We start from the raw sequence: 18,177 nt of genomic DNA on the forward strand, positions 1-18,177 counted from the left end.
GCATTCAAATCAATCATTAATATTCATAGTGTTACAACCATTTCTGTTCATTTATCATTATTAAAACACGCTGTTTTTGCACCGCAAAAGATCATGTTACAAAACATGAAATATAAGCTGTACTTAAGGGTTCTACAGAACAAGGCATAGCATGCTAGAGAGATATGACAACTTGATGAAGTATTTATGACAATCCAATCTTGCTACAGCAACCACTTTGAGGCACGGCGAAATATTCAACAAGCTCAACTTTGCGCTTAATAATTAAACTCAATATCAGAAATAATGAACTGAATTCTGTTAATATATTTGCCGATTTTATATTCCATCGGATTGGGGTTATTTATGTCCACGCTTACCACCCTAAAAGAGCTGCTCGCTCAAGGAATTCTGATTATTGAAGTCATGGATTTAGAATAACAAAAATACCTAATGCCTTTAGTACTGATTTTATAGACTAAAAATATATTAATAAAAAAAGCCAATCGTTTATATTGGCTTTTTTATAACACAAAAAATAAATTAAATTATTAATAGACCAATCACTAAAATCCTTTAAATCTAAAGCCAGTGAAATAATTAGGTCTACCCATTTTTTCTAAACTTAGTTTAATTTCTTGAATATTTTCATTCGTTTCATTTTCAATTAACGGTCTATACTTTTCAATAATTGAATTTAAAGTAGAAATATATTGTGATGGTATATATGGTAACATTTTTTTAAATGCACTATAGGATTCATCAACTTTCTTCAACTTATAAGAAATAATACAAAATTCATATAAACTCCAGAATGTATAAATTGATGAATTAATAAAAATACGTACCCCACCAGGAAGTGGTATATTTATACTATTCTTTGCATATTCATAAGCCAAATCCAAATCACCCTTATTATGAAAATAATGACACAATCTGTACAAGCATTCAGCACGATTTGGGTCTAATTCAGCACCTTTTTTCCAACATTCAACTGCCTTATCTTTATCTTTTTTATGCCAGTAAACCAAACCTAAATACTCATAACTCACATATAATTCATCATCATATTGCAAATTAGGATTAATAAAGCCTAATCTTTTCTCGTACCATTCTATAGCTTTAGCTACGTACTTCTTATCTTCATGCATAATATCACGGTAGGATTGTGCACAATAAAATGCGTATCGTGATAACAGCTTAACATCTTGTTCTTGCTCAAATGCTTTTTCTAAAATTAGAGCATCATTTAAGCCTTTTTTAGGATCTAAATTACGCGCTCCCTTATGTATAGAAAGTATAGAATATTCTCCATCAATATATGCATCTGTTACCTTTTCAAGTGGCTTAACTACTTCATGTAGTACACCTTCCCATCGACATTTTTGATTATTTTTTACAATTCCGCATCTTGTAAATTTTTGACTACCATCTTCTTCTTTAAAATTTAAATAATAAATATCATGCTCTAATAATGGTAAGACAAAATCCCCTTCGATCAAATCATCCGCATCAAAAAATAAAACAAAGTCGGCTTTTCCAGCACATGCCTCTAAGGCTTTATTTCTATTGTATGCAAAGTCCTGCCATTGATGCTCACAAATTTCACCTGGAATACCTTGTTTTTCAAAGAAATCTTCAATGATTTGAATCGTATTATCCGTAGAACCAGTATCAGAAATCACCCAATAATCCAAATCTACATGCTTACAAATATTCTTTAGAGTCTCTTCAACAACATGTTTTTCATTTTTTACAATCATGTTTAAACATAGTGTGGGTACGTTTAGATTATCTAAAAATTCTGGGTACCCTAATCTCGTTAAATTTTCCTTAATTTTATTAACATTATATTCAGAATCTTCTTGAATAAATTTAAGTAATGATTTAACAACTTGATTCAAAGTCACTAGGTATTCACTAGGTAAATTTGATAAAAGCTTTTTAAAAACTCTATAACACTCATCAAGATTTCGAAGTTTCCACAAAGTTACACATAATTCATATAAGCACCAAAAATCATAAATTGGCTTATTAATAAATAGTCGTATCCCTTCTGGAATTGGCAAATCTACAGACTGTTTCAAACATCTATACGCTTCTTTTAAATCAAAATTTCTCTGATTAATTCTTGCTAAAAAATACCAACACTCAGCTCTATCTGGATCCAAATAGGTAGCTTCCTTAAAATAGTATTTCGCACTTTCAAAATCATTAATATTTTCATAAATAATTCCTAAATTTTGATAAGAAAGATAAATTTCATCATCAAAATCAATATTAGGAATAACAATCTCTGTTCTTTTCTTATACCACTCTATAGCTTTTTCAATATAACTTTCATCATTTAATCTATAGGCATTATAAGATTGAGCACAGTAAAATGCATAACGTGCTTTATATCTAAGATCTGTTTCATTGATAAATGCATTTTCTAGAATTAATGCATCATTTAAAGTTTTCTTAGAGTCGAAATTTCGACTTCCAAGTCTTCTTGAAAGAACTGCATAATCCCCTAAAATAGTTATTTCTTTTACGTACTCTTCAGTATCAATAACTTCGTGAATTACACCTTTCCATTGATATTTTTTATCATTTTTAATGATTAAACGTCTATTATAATGAATACCACTTAGTTCATCTTTAAACTGTAAATAATATGCATCTTCTGTTAATGGAGGTAATGATAATTGGCCTTCAACTAAATCGTCTGCATCAAAAAAAAGTACATAATCAGCTTTTCCCTCACAAGCTTCTAAGGCTTTGTTTCGGTTATAAGCGAAGTCTTGCCATGGTTCTTGGTTTATTTCACCAGCAATACTTTTAGATTTAAAGAAGTTTTCTATAATTTCAATAGTATTATCTGTTGAACCTGTATCAGAAATTACCCAGTAATCTAAATCGAAGTTTTTACAAATATTTTCTAATGTTTCTTCTATGATATGACTTTCATTTTTAACAATCATGTTTAGACATAAAGATGCCATAACATTAAACCCCTAAAATCAGTTATTTGCCTTTATCATACCCCACATTTGCACATACTACATAGTGCATTTACCCTCCACATAAGTCTACAATGCGTTCTAAAACTATCAAACACATCAAATTTTCATATAAAACATATCTATCATTCAAAAAAGCATATCAGAGAATTTAGTTAACTAATCTGTTAAGATTACTCACGTTTTGTTCCTTTCGAGAAAGTCTGAATGTCCACGCTTACCACCCTAAAAGAGCTACTCGCTCAACGGATTCTGATTATCGACGGTGCTATGGGCACTATGATTCAGCGTCATAAACTCGAAGAAGCTGACTACCGTGGTGAGCGTTTTGCAGATTGGGCATCTGACCTCAAAGGCAATAATGACCTATTGGTGTTGACGCAGCCGCAAATTATCCAAGGCATTCATGAAGCCTATCTCGATGCTGGTGCAGACATTATTGAAACCAACAGCTTTAACGGCACAAAAGTTTCAATGTCTGACTACCACATGGAAGATTTGGTATCAGAGATCAACCGTGAAGCAGCGCGTATTGCCAAAGCCGCTTGTGAAAAATACTCAACGCCTGAAAAACCGCGTTTTGTAGCAGGTGTGCTTGGCCCGACTTCACGTACTTGCTCGATCTCGCCAAATGTAAATGACCCCGCATTTCGTAACATTACTTTTGATGAGTTAAAAGAAAACTATATTCAAGCTGCGCATGCCCTGATTGAAGGCGGTGCGGATATTCTACTCATTGAAACTGTATTCGATACCTTAAACTGTAAAGCTGCCATTTTTGCAGTGAAAGAAGTCTTCAACCAAATTGGCTACGAATTGCCATTGATGATTTCAGGCACGATTACCGATGCCTCTGGCCGAACTTTAACTGGCCAAACTGCTGAAGCGTTCTGGAACTCTGTGCGTCATGGTGATTTATTGTCGATTGGCTTTAACTGTGCCCTAGGTGCAGATGCCATGCGTCCGCATGTAAAAACCATTGCTGACGTTGCCGATACTTTTGTTTCGGCGCATCCGAACGCTGGCTTACCAAATGCCTTCGGCGGTTATGATGAAACCCCTGAACAAACCGCTGCCTTTATTAAAGAATTTGCAGAAAGTGGCTTGATTAACATCACGGGCGGCTGCTGCGGTACAACGCCGGATCACATCCGTGCTATTGCCAATGCCGTAAAAGACATTGCGCCGCGCCAAGTGCCAGAAACCAAACCCGCTTGCCGTTTAAGCGGTTTAGAGCCGTTCAACATTACAGAAGATTCGCTGTTTGTAAACGTCGGTGAACGTACCAACGTGACAGGTTCTAAAAAATTCCTACGTTTAATCCGTGAAGAAAACTTTGCCGAAGCTTTAGATGTTGCACAGCAGCAAGTAGAAGCTGGCGCGCAGATTATCGACATCAACATGGATGAAGGCATGCTGGATTCAGAAGGCGCAATGGTGCACTTCCTGAATCTTGTAGCATCTGAGCCTGAAATTTCACGTGTGCCAATCATGATTGACTCATCTAAATGGGACATCATTGAAGCGGGCTTAAAATGCGTACAAGGTAAAGCGGTTGTTAACTCGATCTCGCTCAAAGAAGGCTATGATGAGTTTGTGCATAAAGCGCGTTTGTGCCGTCAGTATGGCGCTGCCGTGATTGTCATGGCCTTTGACGAAAATGGTCAGGCCGACACTGCTGCACGTAAAAAAGAAATCTGTAAACGTTCTTATGATGTATTGGTGAATGAAGTGGGCTTCCCTGCTGAAGACATCATTTTTGACCCGAACGTGTTTGCAGTGGCAACAGGTATTGAAGAACACAACAACTATGCTGTGGACTTTATTGAAGCGACAGGCTGGATTAAACAAAACTTGCCGCATGCGATGATTTCAGGCGGTGTGTCGAACGTATCGTTCTCTTTCCGCGGTAACGAGCCTGTACGTGAAGCGATTCACTCAGTGTTCTTATACCATGCCATTCAGCAAGGCATGACCATGGGTATCGTCAACGCAGGTCAAATGGCGATTTATGATGATATTGATGCTGAACTGAAAGCTGCGGTTGAAGATGTGATCTTGAACCAAAACCAAGGTGAAAGCCATCAAGAAGCAACAGAAAAGCTGCTTGAAGTTGCTGAAAAATACCGTGGTCAAGGCGCTGCACAAAAACAAGTTGAAAACTTGGAATGGCGTGAACTTCCAGTTGAAAAACGTCTTGAACACGCTTTGGTTAAAGGCATCACAACGTTCATCGATGAAGATACTGAAGAAGCACGCCTGAAAGCTAAACGTCCACTCGATGTGATTGAAGGTCCGCTCATGGACGGCATGAATGTGGTAGGTGATTTGTTCGGTTCAGGCAAAATGTTCCTGCCGCAAGTGGTGAAATCTGCACGTGTCATGAAACAGGCTGTAGCTTGGCTGAATCCGTTCATTGAAGCGGAAAAAACAGCTGGCCAATCTAAGGGTAAAGTCCTGATGGCAACCGTGAAAGGTGACGTACATGACATTGGTAAAAATATCGTGGGCGTAGTACTTGGGTGTAATGGTTATGACATCATCGACCTTGGCGTGATGGTACCTTGCGAGAAGATTCTGCAAACTGCCATTGATGAGAAAGTCGACATTATTGGTCTATCTGGGCTAATCACTCCGTCTTTGGATGAAATGGTTTTTGTTGCGAAAGAAATGCAGCACAAAGGCTTTAATATTCCATTGATGATTGGCGGTGCAACCACTTCTAAAGCGCATACGGCAGTGAAAATTGATCCACAATATTCAAACGATGCAGTCATTTATGTTGCCGATGCATCTCGTGCGGTGGGTGTAGCAACAACTTTACTTTCTAAGGAAATGAAGCCAAAGTTTGTAGCAGAAACCCGTGCTGAATATGAAAAAGTCCGTGAGCGTATTGCTAACAAACAGCCGAAAGCAGCGAAACTGACGTATGCTGAATCGGTTGAAAATGGCTTAAAAATTGACTTTGCTGCCAATGCGCCTGCGAAGCCAAACTTTATTGGTACGCAAACGCTGACCAATTATCCATTGGAAACTTTGGTTGAATACTTTGACTGGACACCGTTCTTCATTTCTTGGAGTTTGGCAGGTAAATTCCCTGCTATCTTAACGGATGAAGTTGTAGGTGAAGCAGCAACTGACTTGTATGAACAAGCACAGACCATGCTAAAAGACATCATCGACAACAAACGTTTTGATGCTCGTGCTGTGTTTGGTATTTACCCTGCTAACCGTTCTGCAGCGGATTCGGTTGAAGTGTATAGCGAAGATGGTCAATCGGTTACGCATACCTTCCATCACATTCGTCAACAGTCTGATAAAGTGACAGGTAAACCAAACTTGTCATTAGCGGACTTTATTGCGCCTAAAGGTGTCGCAGAAGACTACTTGGGCGGTTTCACTGTATCGATCTTTGGTGCAGAAGAAATGGCGAATGAGTACAAAGCCAAAGGCGATGACTACTCTGCTATTTTAGCGCAATCTTTAGGTGACCGTTTTGCTGAAGCTTTTGCGGAACATTTACATGAGCGCATTCGTAAAGAGTTCTGGGGCAACCAAGCGTCTGAAACCTTAAGCAATGAAGAATTGATTAAAGAGAAGTATGTGGGCATCCGTCCTGCACCGGGCTACCCTGCTTGCCCTGAGCATTCTGAAAAAGCGCCGTTGTTTGACTGGTTAGGTTCTACTGACAAGATTGGTACGCAATTGACCACTAGCTTTGCAATGTGGCCGCCTTCATCTGTCAGCGGTTTCTATTATGCAAACCCTGAAAGCCAATACTTTAACGTAGGTAAAATCGCAGGCGATCAGCTTGAGGATTATGCAAAACGTAAAGGCTGGACGTTAGATGAGGCGAAGCGTTGGTTAGCACCGAATTTGGATGATTCGGTTCAATAATTAGTTTGAAAAAATCCCCTCGAATGAGGGGTTTTTTTATTTATAATCAAAAATCTTAAAAACACATAAACGAATTTTATAAAATGAAAAAAATATTCTTACTTTTAGTTTTACCTTTTATTTCATCTTTTGCTTTTGCAAAATGTAAAGCTAGTAATGTTTATGATGAAATTGCCTGTTATGAAAAAGAATTAAAATCTAATAAAACCAAGCTCAACCAAACTTATCAAAAGCTTTATAACACTATGGATGAGGAAGGTAAGAAAATTTTAGAAACCTCTCAAAAGAATTGGTTGTTATATAAAAATAGTCATTGTGATGAACTCGTATCTTATCTATCTAGCAGTGTACAAGGTGCAGGATCTAAGTTAATCAATCTATCATGCAATGCTGATCTTATTGACCAGAGAATCAAGCAATTAAATCAGTTAGAATAATAGCCCCCTACCTTTAGCCTTTAAAAATAAAATGAACTTTTTTTAATTTTGTGAATAGTTGGTGGCTCGAAATGATTATGGAAATAAGCTTTGGTATTGTGTGTTTAATAGGATCCGTTTTTGTATGGAAATACACACATTCACTAATCTGGATTATCATTTTTATGTCATGCTTTGCACACATGGGATCACTTATTATTGATCATTTTCGTACGCAAAAAATTAATGATGCCATGCAATCAAACCATAAAGTCAAAAAATGCGGCACATATACAGGTCATTCAACAATTCTGCGAGGAAGTCATCGCAACTCATGGCAACAAATTATTTTCCATTTCACAATGTTAGATGGTAAAAATCTTAGTTTCCCTGAATCAGATCAAATTTCTATGACTGGAAGCCATTTTGAATATTTGGAAAATCCACCACAATCAGTTTGTTTAACCTATGCAGAAAATTATTCAGATAGATTTGGTTATTATTTTTTGACTGATATCCATTTCAACAAAAACTTAATTAAAAAATAATCTATCCTAGTAAAACAATAGACATGTCTTAAAGAATGAGAATCTCACTAAATCAGATGTATTGGGATTCCTTTATAGGAAATTTCAAAAAACGCTAAAAGATCACTCATCAATCTGTCCTAGCACCTACCCATTCCTCCTCCCCCTTGCTAAGCAATGCGTCTCATCCCAGAGTGAGAGGAAGCTTTCATTGTGAATTAAAAACTTTATGAATTTATTAATGGATATTACCCCTATAATAACCTTTACGCATTGATTTAAAACAAAATGAAAGTAAGGGTTAGGGAGAGGTAAAGTTTCAAAAGCTCAATCTATACTTTCCAAACCATCCGTTTTTACATTATTTAATCAGCAAAAAACTTCAAATTCCTGAATAATTAAAACTTAGAACTCTCCCCTATAAGTACAGATTGGTACATCCATGAAAAAACTCATGAACGGTGCAGAAAACATCGTAATTGAAATGTGCAAAGGCTTCGTTCTTGCGCATCCTGAACTCGCATTTAACGAGTCACACAAAATCATTTCACGTAAAGAAAAACACAATAACGTGGCACTTATCAGTGGTGGTGGTAGCGGTCACGAACCTGCCCATGCAGGCTTTGTAGGCACAGGCATGTTAGACGCTGCTGTGTGCGGCGACGTATTTGCATCTCCGTCGCAAATTCAGGTTTATAAAGCCTTACAGCAAGTCGCAACTGACAAAGGCGTGCTGATGATCATCAAAAACTATTCTGGCGATATGATGAATTTCCAGAATGGCGCAGCCCTTGCAACTGAAGACGGCATTAAAGTTGACTATGTAAAAGTGGCAGATGACATTGCGGTTAAAGACAGCCTATATACAGTCGGTCGTCGTGGTGTTGCAGGCACAGTATTTGTACATAAAATTGCAGGCGCAGCAGCATCAAAAGGCTTAGAACTTGCAGACGTAAAAGCGATTGCTCAAAAAGCTGCGGACAACGTCATTAGCCTTGGTTTTGCTTATAGCTCATGTACTGTTCCAGCCAAAGGCACGCCAACGTTTACTTTGGCTGATGACGAAATGGAATATGGCGTTGGCATTCACGGTGAACCAGGCATCCGCCGTGAAAAAATCTTGCCATCCAAAAAAATGGCACAGCGCATCGTGGATGACCTGTTCCTTGACCGCCCAGACATGAAAGAAGTTGTAATCTTGGTCAATGGCTTTGGTAGTACACCGCTGCAAGAGTTGTACGTCTTTAACCATGACGTATGCGAACACCTCGCACGTAAAGGCATCAAAATTTACCGCACATTTGTCGGCAACTATATGACCAGTATCGACATGAATGGTGCATCTGTGTCCTTGCTTGCTGTCGATGATGAATTGAAAACTTACCTCGATGCAGCAGCAAACACCCCAGCATTTAAAATGGATGGTTCAGTAGCACAGCCTTTAACTTTCGCAACCAAAGATGCTACAACCGAAGCAGTGGTGAACACCCAAGTTGAAACGCAACCTGAACATGCGGTGATCAGCAATGAGCAATTCACCATCGAAAACATGCGCTATGTGGTCGATGTCATGTCTGCCTGTATCATTAGAAATGAAGTGCCATTCTGTGAATTGGATGCCCATGCAGGTGACGGCGACTTCGGTATGAGCGTGGCGAAAGGCTTCAAGCAATTAAAACGCGAATGGCAAAGTCTGATCCAAGCTCAGCAGATGGATAAATTCATGCTGAACTGCTCAATGATCATTATGGAACACTGTGGTGGTGCGTCTGGCCCAATCTGGGGTTCAGCATTCCGTGCAGCAGCGAAATCAATTCAAGGCAAATCAGTTTTAACTACCGCAGATTTTGCAGAGATGCTGCAAGCAGCGGTCAAAGGCATTCAAACCACAGGTGAGCGTTCATTTGGACGTGGCGCAGTGGTGGGCGATAAAACCCTCATTGATGCCTTAGTGCCATGCGCAGATTCTTGGTCTGCCCATACCGATAAATCATTTAAAGAAAACTTTGTACTTGGTGCAAAAGCGGCTGTTCAAGGTGCTGAAAATACCAAAGAAATCGTGGCGCGTATGGGGCGTGCGGGAACTGTGGGTGACCGCAGTCTTGGCTATCCAGATGCTGGCGCACATGGTTTAGGTGTAATCTTTACAGATATTGCGGAACATATTAAATAACTGAACATCTTAAAACATTGCCAACCCACATCAAAAGCATCGATTCGTCGGTGCTTTTTTTATGACTATTTTAAAGCACTTTTTTCATCAAATATCTCATGCATACAATACCGTTAGCATGTAATCCATTTTCAAATAATGCTTAAAAATTAACACAATTGAGCTGCTTTATCGCCCAGCGCTTTGCTAAGTTAAAACATATAATGATAAAAAAGGATGAGACATGGATTTCACTCAAATTTTCATCCATGACACCACATGGACTTTTGCTGCCGAAGTGATTTTACGTAGCGTCATTATGTTCGTTTTAATCATCATATTCTTACGCCTAACAGGCAAACGCGGGGTGCGTCAGTTATCAATCTTTGAAGTTGCGATACTCCTTGCTTTGGGTTCAATTGCAGGCGACCCGATGTTTGAAGAGGAACTCCCCCTCTTGCAAGCTCTCATTGTGATGACGGTGGTGATTGGTTTATACCGCGTAATCACTTGGCTCATGATGAAATACCAACCCTTTGAAGATTTAATTGAAGGCAAAGCCCTCTACATTGTGGAAGATGGTGAATTGGTCTTAGAAAAGATTAAACAAGGTAAAATGTCACATGATGAATTCTTCTCTGAAATGCGTCAGCAAAATGTTGAGCATCTAGGACAAGTTCGAGTTGGTTTATTAGAAAGTGATGGCAAGTTTAGTATTCTGTTTTACCCACCTGAACAAGTGCGTTATGGACTGCCACTATTTCCGAAACCCTATAAAGCGGTTCGAGATATCAAAATGCATCAGCTGTATGCCTGTACGCACTGTGGCAAAACCATGTACATTCACGGTGCTCAGGATACCTGCCCGCGCTGCGGATGTTGTGGCTGGGCTGAAGCGATTAATACACAGCGTTTAGCTTAAGCATTCAAGGCTTAAACTTAAAATTCTGTGCCTCTTCAATTAAACACGTCATCAAATACAGTCAGACCCAACGACCATCACCTCAAACCCACCCTTCAATGTTTTATTCGCCATCTAAAAGTGCAGCAGCAGAGATTTCATGGGTTAATATCTGTGCATCATTTCAATTCAGGCAAGACATCAAGCTTTCATCTTTTAAAGACCCCAAGATGCTCAGACAGACTCCCAAAAATGTATCATTCGTCAATTTTCAGTTTCATTCTCGCGCTAACATCTATCAATCAGATAAAAATACAAAATAATGAATTGCCCTGAATTAACTCAGAAATGGCGCTATTTGTTTTTCATTTTTTAAACAGATTCAAAAAACATAGTTTTTCACTTAATAATCATTCATTTAATTTTCTCATTGCAAAACACTATTGCACCACTTTAGTGCATTAATATCACACCCATGCAAGTCTTTGCTTTATATCGAGTCTTATGTATTTTTAAGTTTTTTTAATCAAAATTTCCCTAGCGCCAATCTCTTTTCCATTTTTTTTCGCTCGATATACTGAAGTTCTTTTCGTGAACTAGCGCACTAAACTGGAACACCTTATGCAAAATATAGATCTCCTCTTTCTCCTTCTTGGTGCAGTATTGGTTCTTGCCATGCATGCTGGCTTTGCATTTTTAGAATTGGGTACAGTACGACATAAAAATCAGGTCAATGCGCTGAGTAAAATTTTGACTGACTTTTCTATTTCCGCAATCGCATACTTTTTTGTGGGTTATTACATCTCTTATGGTCAGCACTTTTTCCATATTGGGGACACTTTAGCAGCCGATCATGGCTACAACTTAATGCGTTGTTTCTTCCTGCTAACTTTTGCCGCAGCCATTCCAGCGATTATTTCAGGTGGTATTGCTGAACGTGCAAAAATGCGGACTCAAGCGATTGCCACATTATTATTGGTCGCTTTGGTCTATCCATTCTTTGAAGGCATGGCATGGAATGGTAATTTTGGGCTACAAGCATGGTTAGAACGCACATTTGGCGCAGCATTTCATGATTTTGCAGGTTCGGTCGTGGTACATGCGATGGGCGGTTGGATCGCTTTAGCTGCAGTACTTTTACTTGGCGCACGTCATGGACGCTATAAAAAAGACGGTCGTATCAGCGCTCACCCCCCTTCAAGTATTCCATTCCTTGCCTTAGGTTCTTGGATTTTAATCGTCGGCTGGTTTGGCTTTAACGTGATGAGTGCGCAACGTTTGGATGCCATTTCAGGACTGGTTGCAATTAACTCTCTCATGGCAATGGTGGGCGGCACGCTTGCAGCAAACTTTATGGGTAAAAATGACCCCGGTTTCTTACATAACGGTCCCTTAGCCGGTTTGGTTGCAATCTGTGCAGGCTCAGATGTAGTTCATCCTGTCGGTGCGTTAATTATCGGCGCTATCGCAGGTCTGATCTTTGTCAAACTATTTACATACACTCAAAACAAACTCAAAGTCGATGATGTACTTGGCGTATGGCCACTACACGGTGTTTGTGGTGCTTTCGGTGGTATTGCAGTGGGTGTATTTGGACAAAAATGGTTGGGCGGTTTAGGCGGTATTTCAATGATCTCTCAATGTATCGGTACGCTGCTCGCGATCGTGATTGCATTGGCTGGTGGATTCATCATTTATGGTCTACTCAAAGTAACGATGGGCATTCGCCTAGATCAAGAAGAAGAATTCCGTGGTGCAGACTTAAGTATTCACCGTATTTCGGCAAACTCTGAAGAAAACATGTTCTAAACAACACAATCTAAAGCGGCATTTATGCCGCTTTTTTTACCCTAAACTTCGCTTAAAGCTTGAGTTTAAATCACCTTATTTTAGAAAATCTAAGACCTGATCCAAATGCTGAATTTTATTCGGAATGCTGTGCTGTTGTTCAGCACTTAAAGTATGAAAGCCTTCAAGCAATACAGCAGACATCCCTGCTTGGCTCGCACCGTAAATATCATTGACAGGATGATCACCAATAAATAAACACTCGGTTTCCGTCACGCCCAACTCACGACAACTGTACTGAAATATTTCAACTTTGGGCTTACTGATGCCTGCACTTTCCGAGCTGATGATCTGATCAAAATACGATGCAAAACCTAGTCCATTCAAAATATTCAGGCGTGTGGCATGTCCACCATTCGACACCACCGCCAGTTTATACTGCTGCTGTTTTAGTTGCTGCAGCAAGGTCAATGCTCCCGGCATCGCCACGGCAAACTGACCGAAGTACTGAAACCAAAATTGTGTGAGCTCATCAAAATCGGGTTGATGTATCCAATCCAGCTCCGTTTGTAGAGCATAAGCGACAGATGCCCCAATACTGGGATGAGTAAGGAGTTCTTTTTTCGGATATCCCCCATTATCTATACGGTTAATAATACGTTTAATCTGTACAAGGTCTACCTCCGCCAGCGTCGACTGATAAGACTCGGCTAAGTACTGCGTATACGCCTGAACGCTGTGATCTCGGTGAGTCAAAGTATTATCTAAATCAAAAAGGACTGCACGTATGCTCATAAATCTTTATTACTGAGTTTTCAAAAACTTTAACACAATGCCCGTTTTGCTTTATGCACCTTCTTCACTATCGATATCGATACAGTTCAAATACCCAGTTAAGTCTGATTTAAGTTTCGTGGTTTCAAATAGCTGCATTCAAACAAAATAATTTCAGCACATCACACGACTTATGCTCTCGAACCGTTCCTTTTTATTACGACAAGCCCTGTTGCTCACGCTCAGTATGATTGGCCTCCTTTATGTTTTCCCCGTCGGTGGTTCGCTCGACCAAGCTTTTATTCAGCCTTGGGTCGACCTACATGGTGGTTTTCCTCATCGTAATGATTGGGCACTTGCTGTGCTGAACCATCGCTATATCAAGAATATCGTCATAGGTGTGTATGTCCTGTATATCGCAGCATGGATATGCAGTTTTAAATATCCTCATCTGAAAGCACGCAAGTTTGAATTTGGCTATTTTATCGTAGTGGCTCTACTCAGCACGGCAATTATTGGTTTGCTCAAATCACAATCTGCGCATGCCTGCCCTTGGAATATGACCGTCGCCACAGCCCAAGGCTTTTCTTGGGATTTTTCAGCACGCCAAGGACACTGCTTCCCCGGTGGCCATGCTGCGACTGGTTTTGCCCTAATTACGGGATATTTTGTTTATCGAATACATCGACCTGCCCGTGCTTACTTCTTTTTATCTGCTGGGCTGATTTTAGGATTTGCTTTTGGCTGGGCGCAAATGATGCGGGGTGCGCATTTTCTGAGTCATAACCTTTGGACCGCATGGATCATTTGGGCATTTAATTGTGTCATGTATGTGTTGTTTTCTCGCCATCTCACTACATCAACTACGCAGCAAAACAGCAAAGCATTTACATGGATCTAATCTTTAAGTATCTAAATTGAGCTTGATCCGAAAATGATTGAGTCACTCATGATTCACTGAATGGGATCTGTAAACTCACTTTCAGACCACCTAGTGTTTCACTTTGAGAAAACTCCAATTCCGCACCGATATGTTTTGCGGCTTTATCCACGATCGCTAGCCCTAAACCACTTCCAGTTTCTTCATGATTATAAATTCGATAAAAGCGTTTTCGAATTTGCTCATATAAAGCAGGATCGATACCAGGCCCACTATCTTCAACCTGTACAACCGCCTGACCCGCATGTTCAAAAACGGAGACATTAATCATGCCCTGTGCAGGGGTATATTTGATGGCGTTATCAATCAAATTAAAAATGATCGAATGTACGGTTGGCTCAAGACTATATAAGGCAATGCGCTGTTGTTGCTCCATGCCAAGGTCAATATCTTTTTGCATCGCCAAATGTACCAGTTGCTCGACACAATTGGTTGCGACTTGCTTCAGATCAAAATGTTGTTTGCGCTCAAGTTCAAAGACCGAGGCATCTTGTTTTGCCAAACTCAATAATTGACTGACCAAATGCTGAATACGAATTAAACCTTTACTCAAATTTTGTAGAGCGTCATCTTGTGGAAATTTTTGTAGCAAAATCTGCATTTGCAAATTCAGTGCGGTAATCGGGGTCCGTAACTCATGCGCTGCATCGGCAATAAACTGGCGCTGTTCCTGCTGCGACAATGAAATTCGTTCAAACAACTGGTTCATTTCAATAATGGTCGGTGCAATTTCCTCTGGATACGGCATTTGAGAGATTGGAGAAAGTTCAAAGGCATCCCGTTTTGCCAGTTCTTTTTTAAATTTTTCCAGTGGGTTTAAACTGCGTTGAATCAACCATCCCAAAGCGATTAATGCAAAAGGTATAAAAACCAAATAGGGAATAAACATGCTACTGGCCAATTCAGCAGCAAGATGCTGTCGTACCGACTCTTGCTGACTGACCTGAATTTGCCGATCTGCGAGTGGCAAAATATAGGTATGCCACTCATCCTGTTGAGTACTGTGGGTATAAAAACCGGCTTTGGGCTGAGGCGCGACCAATAATTTTAATTGATGAGTTTGATGTGCATTGGACTGATAAGTCCACACATCGACAAATAAATCTTCTTCGTGATAACGCTTATGTTGATCAAATTCGCTGCGAATAGGCTGCGGATCATGCTCTGCAACACGTTCCGCCAAATTTTGCATTTGCGCATCTAAAATTTCATTAATTTCTTCAAGTGCAATTCGATAAGCTGAAAACACCAAAAGACAGCCCAAAAGCATACTGAAAACAGACACATAAATAATTAGTCTCTTTTTCAGAGAATAAGGCTGCTGCATGGTCGATAATTCCTTTGCCTTAACCGAGTCGATAACCTAAACCACGAATGGTGCGAATAAAATCTTTGTCTAATTTTGTTCTGAGATGATGCACGTACACTTCAATAGTATTACTGCTGATATCACTATCAAAATCATAAAGCTTATCTTCTAAATTGGCTTTCGAAAAAATCTTATTCGGATGTGTCACCAGTGGTATCAATATGGCCCATTCACGGTTAGATAAATCGACATATTGACCCTTATAGCGTGCAAGATGCTGCTCAATATCTAAAATCAATTCACCATGTTTTAAGATTTTCTGTGGTGCTTCGACTGAACTCAGCCCTGTGCGTCGAAGGAGCGCATGAATCCGTGCAAGTAATTCATCAAACTCATAAGGCTTAATCAGATAGTCATCTGCCCCATGGTTTAAACCATCTACACGATTTTGTAATTGATCACGTGCCGAGATGATTAATACAGGCAGTTTGGGCTGCATTTGACGAATTTGTTTCAGGACTTGCATACCATCCATCATCGGCAAACCTAGATCCAGCAAGACGATATCAATTCCCCCTTGCATTATGAGCTTTAAGCCATCGATGCCATTATTCACCCACTCGACTTCAAACTGTTGATAGTTCAACAAGGTTTTAGTCGATTCGGCAATCATGAAATCATCTTCAATAATAAGTATTTTGTGCATGGCTTAAGTCCTGCGCTGTACTGAAGTACATTGTTGCAACATATTGTTTTTTTCATCAATCACTTGAGTCTGCACATCGAGCAAACTTAATAGCGATGGAAATAGATTATCCTGACTTAATTTTTGGCTTTTTTGTGCCATTAAACAAGTATATTGCGCTGAATTATTTTTTTGCCACGCCGGTGAAAACCACATCAACATCGGTACATGGGTTTGCTGTGACGGTGCAATTGCGTATGGAGAACCGTGTAAATATAAGCCATGCTCACCTGTCGACTCGCCATGATCGGACAAATACCACAGTCCTGTTTGATAGTGGTCAGTCACTTTTAAGGTGTTAATCAATTCACTCAGTACATGGTCGGTATAGATAATACTGTTGTCATAACTATTTATTAATTCTGTCGAGCTACATCCCTGTATGGCATTGCTATTACAGGTTGGCTTAAATTTTTGAAACGCTGCGGTACTTCGTTTGAAATAAGCAGGGCCATGACTGCCCATTTGGTGTAATACAATTAAACGAGGTGTCTGATCTGCTTTGGGAATCGAAGCCAAATATGCCTTCAAACCATCCACTAAGATTTCATCATGACATTCGCCATCGGCATCACACCACTTTTTCTTCAGTGCTTCAGGAAATTCATATTTTTCAACACGTGTGCATGTGCCCTTACAGCCTGAATTATTATCTAGCCACGTCACCTTATAACCTGCACGCTGTGCTATATCGAGTAAACCTTCGCGATGACTTGCAAGCTGTTCGTCATATTCGGTTCTCGGCATACCCGAGAACATACAAGGAACAGACACAGCGGTTGCCGTGCCACATGAACTGACTTGGCTAAAATTGATAATATTTTGCTGACTGAGTTCAGGATTGGTATTTTTAGCATACCCATTCAGTGAAAAACTTTCCGCGCGCGCAGTTTCACCAACCACTAAGACCATCAATTTTGGTAAGCTTTTGGCGCTTAGGTTTTCAACCATATGTGCATCTTCACCATAGTTCAGCAATGGCAAATTCTGTTTCGGTGCTTTTTTGTGATAATAGGAAAATGTCGAAGCGATACTGTTTTGTGGTGAGAGCATGCCTTTTAAGTCACGATGCTCACGAAAGATCGCAGCATAATCGACAAAATAAACAAACAGCAAAGCACCCAAAAGGATGAGCGATAGCACTATATGTAGACCCTTTTTGGCTACCACCGTGCTTAGGGCTTCTTTATGCAGTGGCAAAAGCCAGATCAATAGCACTGGCAAAATAACCAGTCCAAAGACCCAGATAAAAAATTGTGGCGAGATTAAATCCTGCACTTCCTTTACATCTGTTTGCATCATGTTCTGCACTTGGTCAGATGTAATGGTCACGCCTAAACTATTGACGAAATAGGCGCTCAAGCCACCAATGATCAGCAAAACACTCGCCAAAAGTTTTGAATTCCATCGCCATTGCAGGAGTTGCATCAGCACATTATAAAGTGCCACCACCACCAGTACGGTTGCCGCTAAAAATAGTCCGGCCTTCAATCCCGTATAAGGTGTGAGCTGCTGGATTTGCTGATAAAACGCGAGGTTCAAAACCACCCCAAGCCATAAGGCAAGCACGAGGTTAAATTGACTTAAACTAAGTCTTGGAATTTTTTGCTGTATTTTAGCTATGACCTGAAGCATATTGGCATCAATTATTGATCTTTGATGCCCTAATCTAAAAATTCAAACTTAAAAATCACTTAAAACTGATCAAAACCAAGCAAGAAAAATAAAAAAAGGCGATGTAAAA

General features: G+C 39.7%; 12 protein-coding genes. 7 read left to right on the forward strand and 5 right to left on the reverse strand.

What is annotated here, in order from left to right; genetic code table 11:
* Positions 1–545: 545 nt before the first annotated feature.
* Positions 546–2,966, reverse strand: coding sequence for a glycosyltransferase (locus tag FTU64_RS07810; protein ID WP_180059520.1), 2,421 nt, complete (start codon positions 2,964–2,966; stop codon positions 546–548).
* 225 nt (positions 2,967–3,191) lie between these two features.
* Between FTU64_RS07810 and metH the strand changes: the two genes are divergently transcribed.
* From metH to FTU64_RS07840, 6 genes are all read left to right on the forward strand, one after another.
* Positions 3,192–6,881 (forward strand): methionine synthase, encoded by a 3,690-nt coding sequence (metH, locus tag FTU64_RS07815; RefSeq protein ID WP_180059521.1) that lies wholly within the window; start codon positions 3,192–3,194, stop codon positions 6,879–6,881.
* 83 nt (positions 6,882–6,964) lie between these two features.
* A complete protein-coding gene (locus FTU64_RS07820; RefSeq protein WP_180055363.1) occupies positions 6,965–7,318 on the forward strand; it encodes a lysozyme inhibitor LprI family protein in 354 nt (117 codons plus the stop codon).
* Positions 7,319–7,389: 71 nt separating this feature from the next.
* Entirely contained in the window at positions 7,390–7,845 is a 456-nt protein-coding gene (locus tag FTU64_RS07825; RefSeq protein ID WP_180005265.1) for a hypothetical protein, read from the forward strand.
* A gap of 421 nt (positions 7,846–8,266) precedes the next feature.
* The gene (gene dhaK / locus FTU64_RS07830) at positions 8,267–9,997 is read left to right on the forward strand and encodes a dihydroxyacetone kinase subunit DhaK (RefSeq protein ID WP_180059522.1); all 1,731 of its coding nucleotides are present in this window, start codon (positions 8,267–8,269) and stop codon (positions 9,995–9,997) included.
* Between the two features lie 223 nt (positions 9,998–10,220).
* On the forward strand, positions 10,221–10,898 hold the full coding sequence (locus FTU64_RS07835) for a DUF421 domain-containing protein (RefSeq protein WP_180059523.1): 678 nt from the start codon (positions 10,221–10,223) through the stop codon (positions 10,896–10,898).
* Positions 10,899–11,498: 600 nt separating this feature from the next.
* Positions 11,499–12,686, forward strand: a complete 1,188-nt coding sequence (locus FTU64_RS07840; RefSeq protein WP_180010092.1) for an ammonium transporter — start codon at positions 11,499–11,501, stop codon at positions 12,684–12,686.
* Between the two features lie 75 nt (positions 12,687–12,761).
* Here the strand turns inward: FTU64_RS07840 and FTU64_RS07845 are convergent, their stop codons facing one another.
* Positions 12,762–13,460 (reverse strand): HAD family hydrolase, encoded by a 699-nt coding sequence (locus FTU64_RS07845; RefSeq protein ID WP_180059524.1) that lies wholly within the window; start codon positions 13,458–13,460, stop codon positions 12,762–12,764.
* A gap of 172 nt (positions 13,461–13,632) precedes the next feature.
* Between FTU64_RS07845 and FTU64_RS07850 the strand changes: the two genes are divergently transcribed.
* Complete coding sequence (locus FTU64_RS07850; RefSeq protein ID WP_180059525.1) at positions 13,633–14,340, forward strand: phosphatase PAP2 family protein; 708 nt, start codon at positions 13,633–13,635, stop codon at positions 14,338–14,340.
* Positions 14,341–14,386: 46 nt separating this feature from the next.
* On the opposite strand, the gene FTU64_RS07855 is transcribed toward FTU64_RS07850, so the two are convergent.
* The 3 genes from FTU64_RS07855 to FTU64_RS07865 are packed head-to-tail and all read right to left on the reverse strand — an operon-like array spanning position 14,387 to position 18,068.
* On the reverse strand, positions 14,387–15,706 hold the full coding sequence (locus tag FTU64_RS07855) for an ATP-binding protein (protein WP_180059526.1): 1,320 nt from the start codon (positions 15,704–15,706) through the stop codon (positions 14,387–14,389).
* A gap of 19 nt (positions 15,707–15,725) precedes the next feature.
* Entirely contained in the window at positions 15,726–16,394 is a 669-nt protein-coding gene (locus tag FTU64_RS07860; protein WP_078189962.1) for a response regulator transcription factor, read from the reverse strand.
* A gap of 3 nt (positions 16,395–16,397) precedes the next feature.
* The gene (locus FTU64_RS07865; protein WP_180059527.1) at positions 16,398–18,068 is read right to left on the reverse strand and encodes a phosphoethanolamine transferase; all 1,671 of its coding nucleotides are present in this window, start codon (positions 18,066–18,068) and stop codon (positions 16,398–16,400) included.
* Between the last annotated feature and the right edge of the window lie 109 nt (positions 18,069–18,177).

It is taken from the genome of Acinetobacter sp. YH12128, from assembly GCF_013418655.1.
Taxonomy (GTDB): domain Bacteria; phylum Pseudomonadota; class Gammaproteobacteria; order Pseudomonadales; family Moraxellaceae; genus Acinetobacter; species Acinetobacter amyesii.

Bases quoted from the DNA above. Each gene is read 5' to 3' on its own strand.
- FTU64_RS07825 (WP_180005265.1), top strand. From the start codon at position 7,390: ATGATTATGGAAATAAGCTTTGGTATTGTGTGTTTAATAGGATCCGTT.
- FTU64_RS07860 (WP_078189962.1), bottom strand. From the start codon at position 16,394: ATGCACAAAATACTTATTATTGAAGATGATTTCATGATTGCCGAATCG.
- FTU64_RS07835 (WP_180059523.1), top strand. From the start codon at position 10,221: ATGGATTTCACTCAAATTTTCATCCATGACACCACATGGACTTTTGCT.
- FTU64_RS07855 (WP_180059526.1), bottom strand. From the start codon at position 15,706: ATGCAGCAGCCTTATTCTCTGAAAAAGAGACTAATTATTTATGTGTCT.
- metH (WP_180059521.1), top strand. From the start codon at position 3,192: ATGTCCACGCTTACCACCCTAAAAGAGCTACTCGCTCAACGGATTCTG.
- FTU64_RS07845 (WP_180059524.1), bottom strand. From the start codon at position 13,460: ATGAGCATACGTGCAGTCCTTTTTGATTTAGATAATACTTTGACTCAC.
- FTU64_RS07820 (WP_180055363.1), top strand. From the start codon at position 6,965: ATGAAAAAAATATTCTTACTTTTAGTTTTACCTTTTATTTCATCTTTT.
- FTU64_RS07810 (WP_180059520.1), bottom strand. From the start codon at position 2,966: ATGGCATCTTTATGTCTAAACATGATTGTTAAAAATGAAAGTCATATC.
- FTU64_RS07865 (WP_180059527.1), bottom strand. From the start codon at position 18,068: ATGCTTCAGGTCATAGCTAAAATACAGCAAAAAATTCCAAGACTTAGT.
- FTU64_RS07850 (WP_180059525.1), top strand. From the start codon at position 13,633: ATGCTCTCGAACCGTTCCTTTTTATTACGACAAGCCCTGTTGCTCACG.
- FTU64_RS07840 (WP_180010092.1), top strand. From the start codon at position 11,499: ATGCAAAATATAGATCTCCTCTTTCTCCTTCTTGGTGCAGTATTGGTT.
- dhaK (WP_180059522.1), top strand. From the start codon at position 8,267: ATGAAAAAACTCATGAACGGTGCAGAAAACATCGTAATTGAAATGTGC.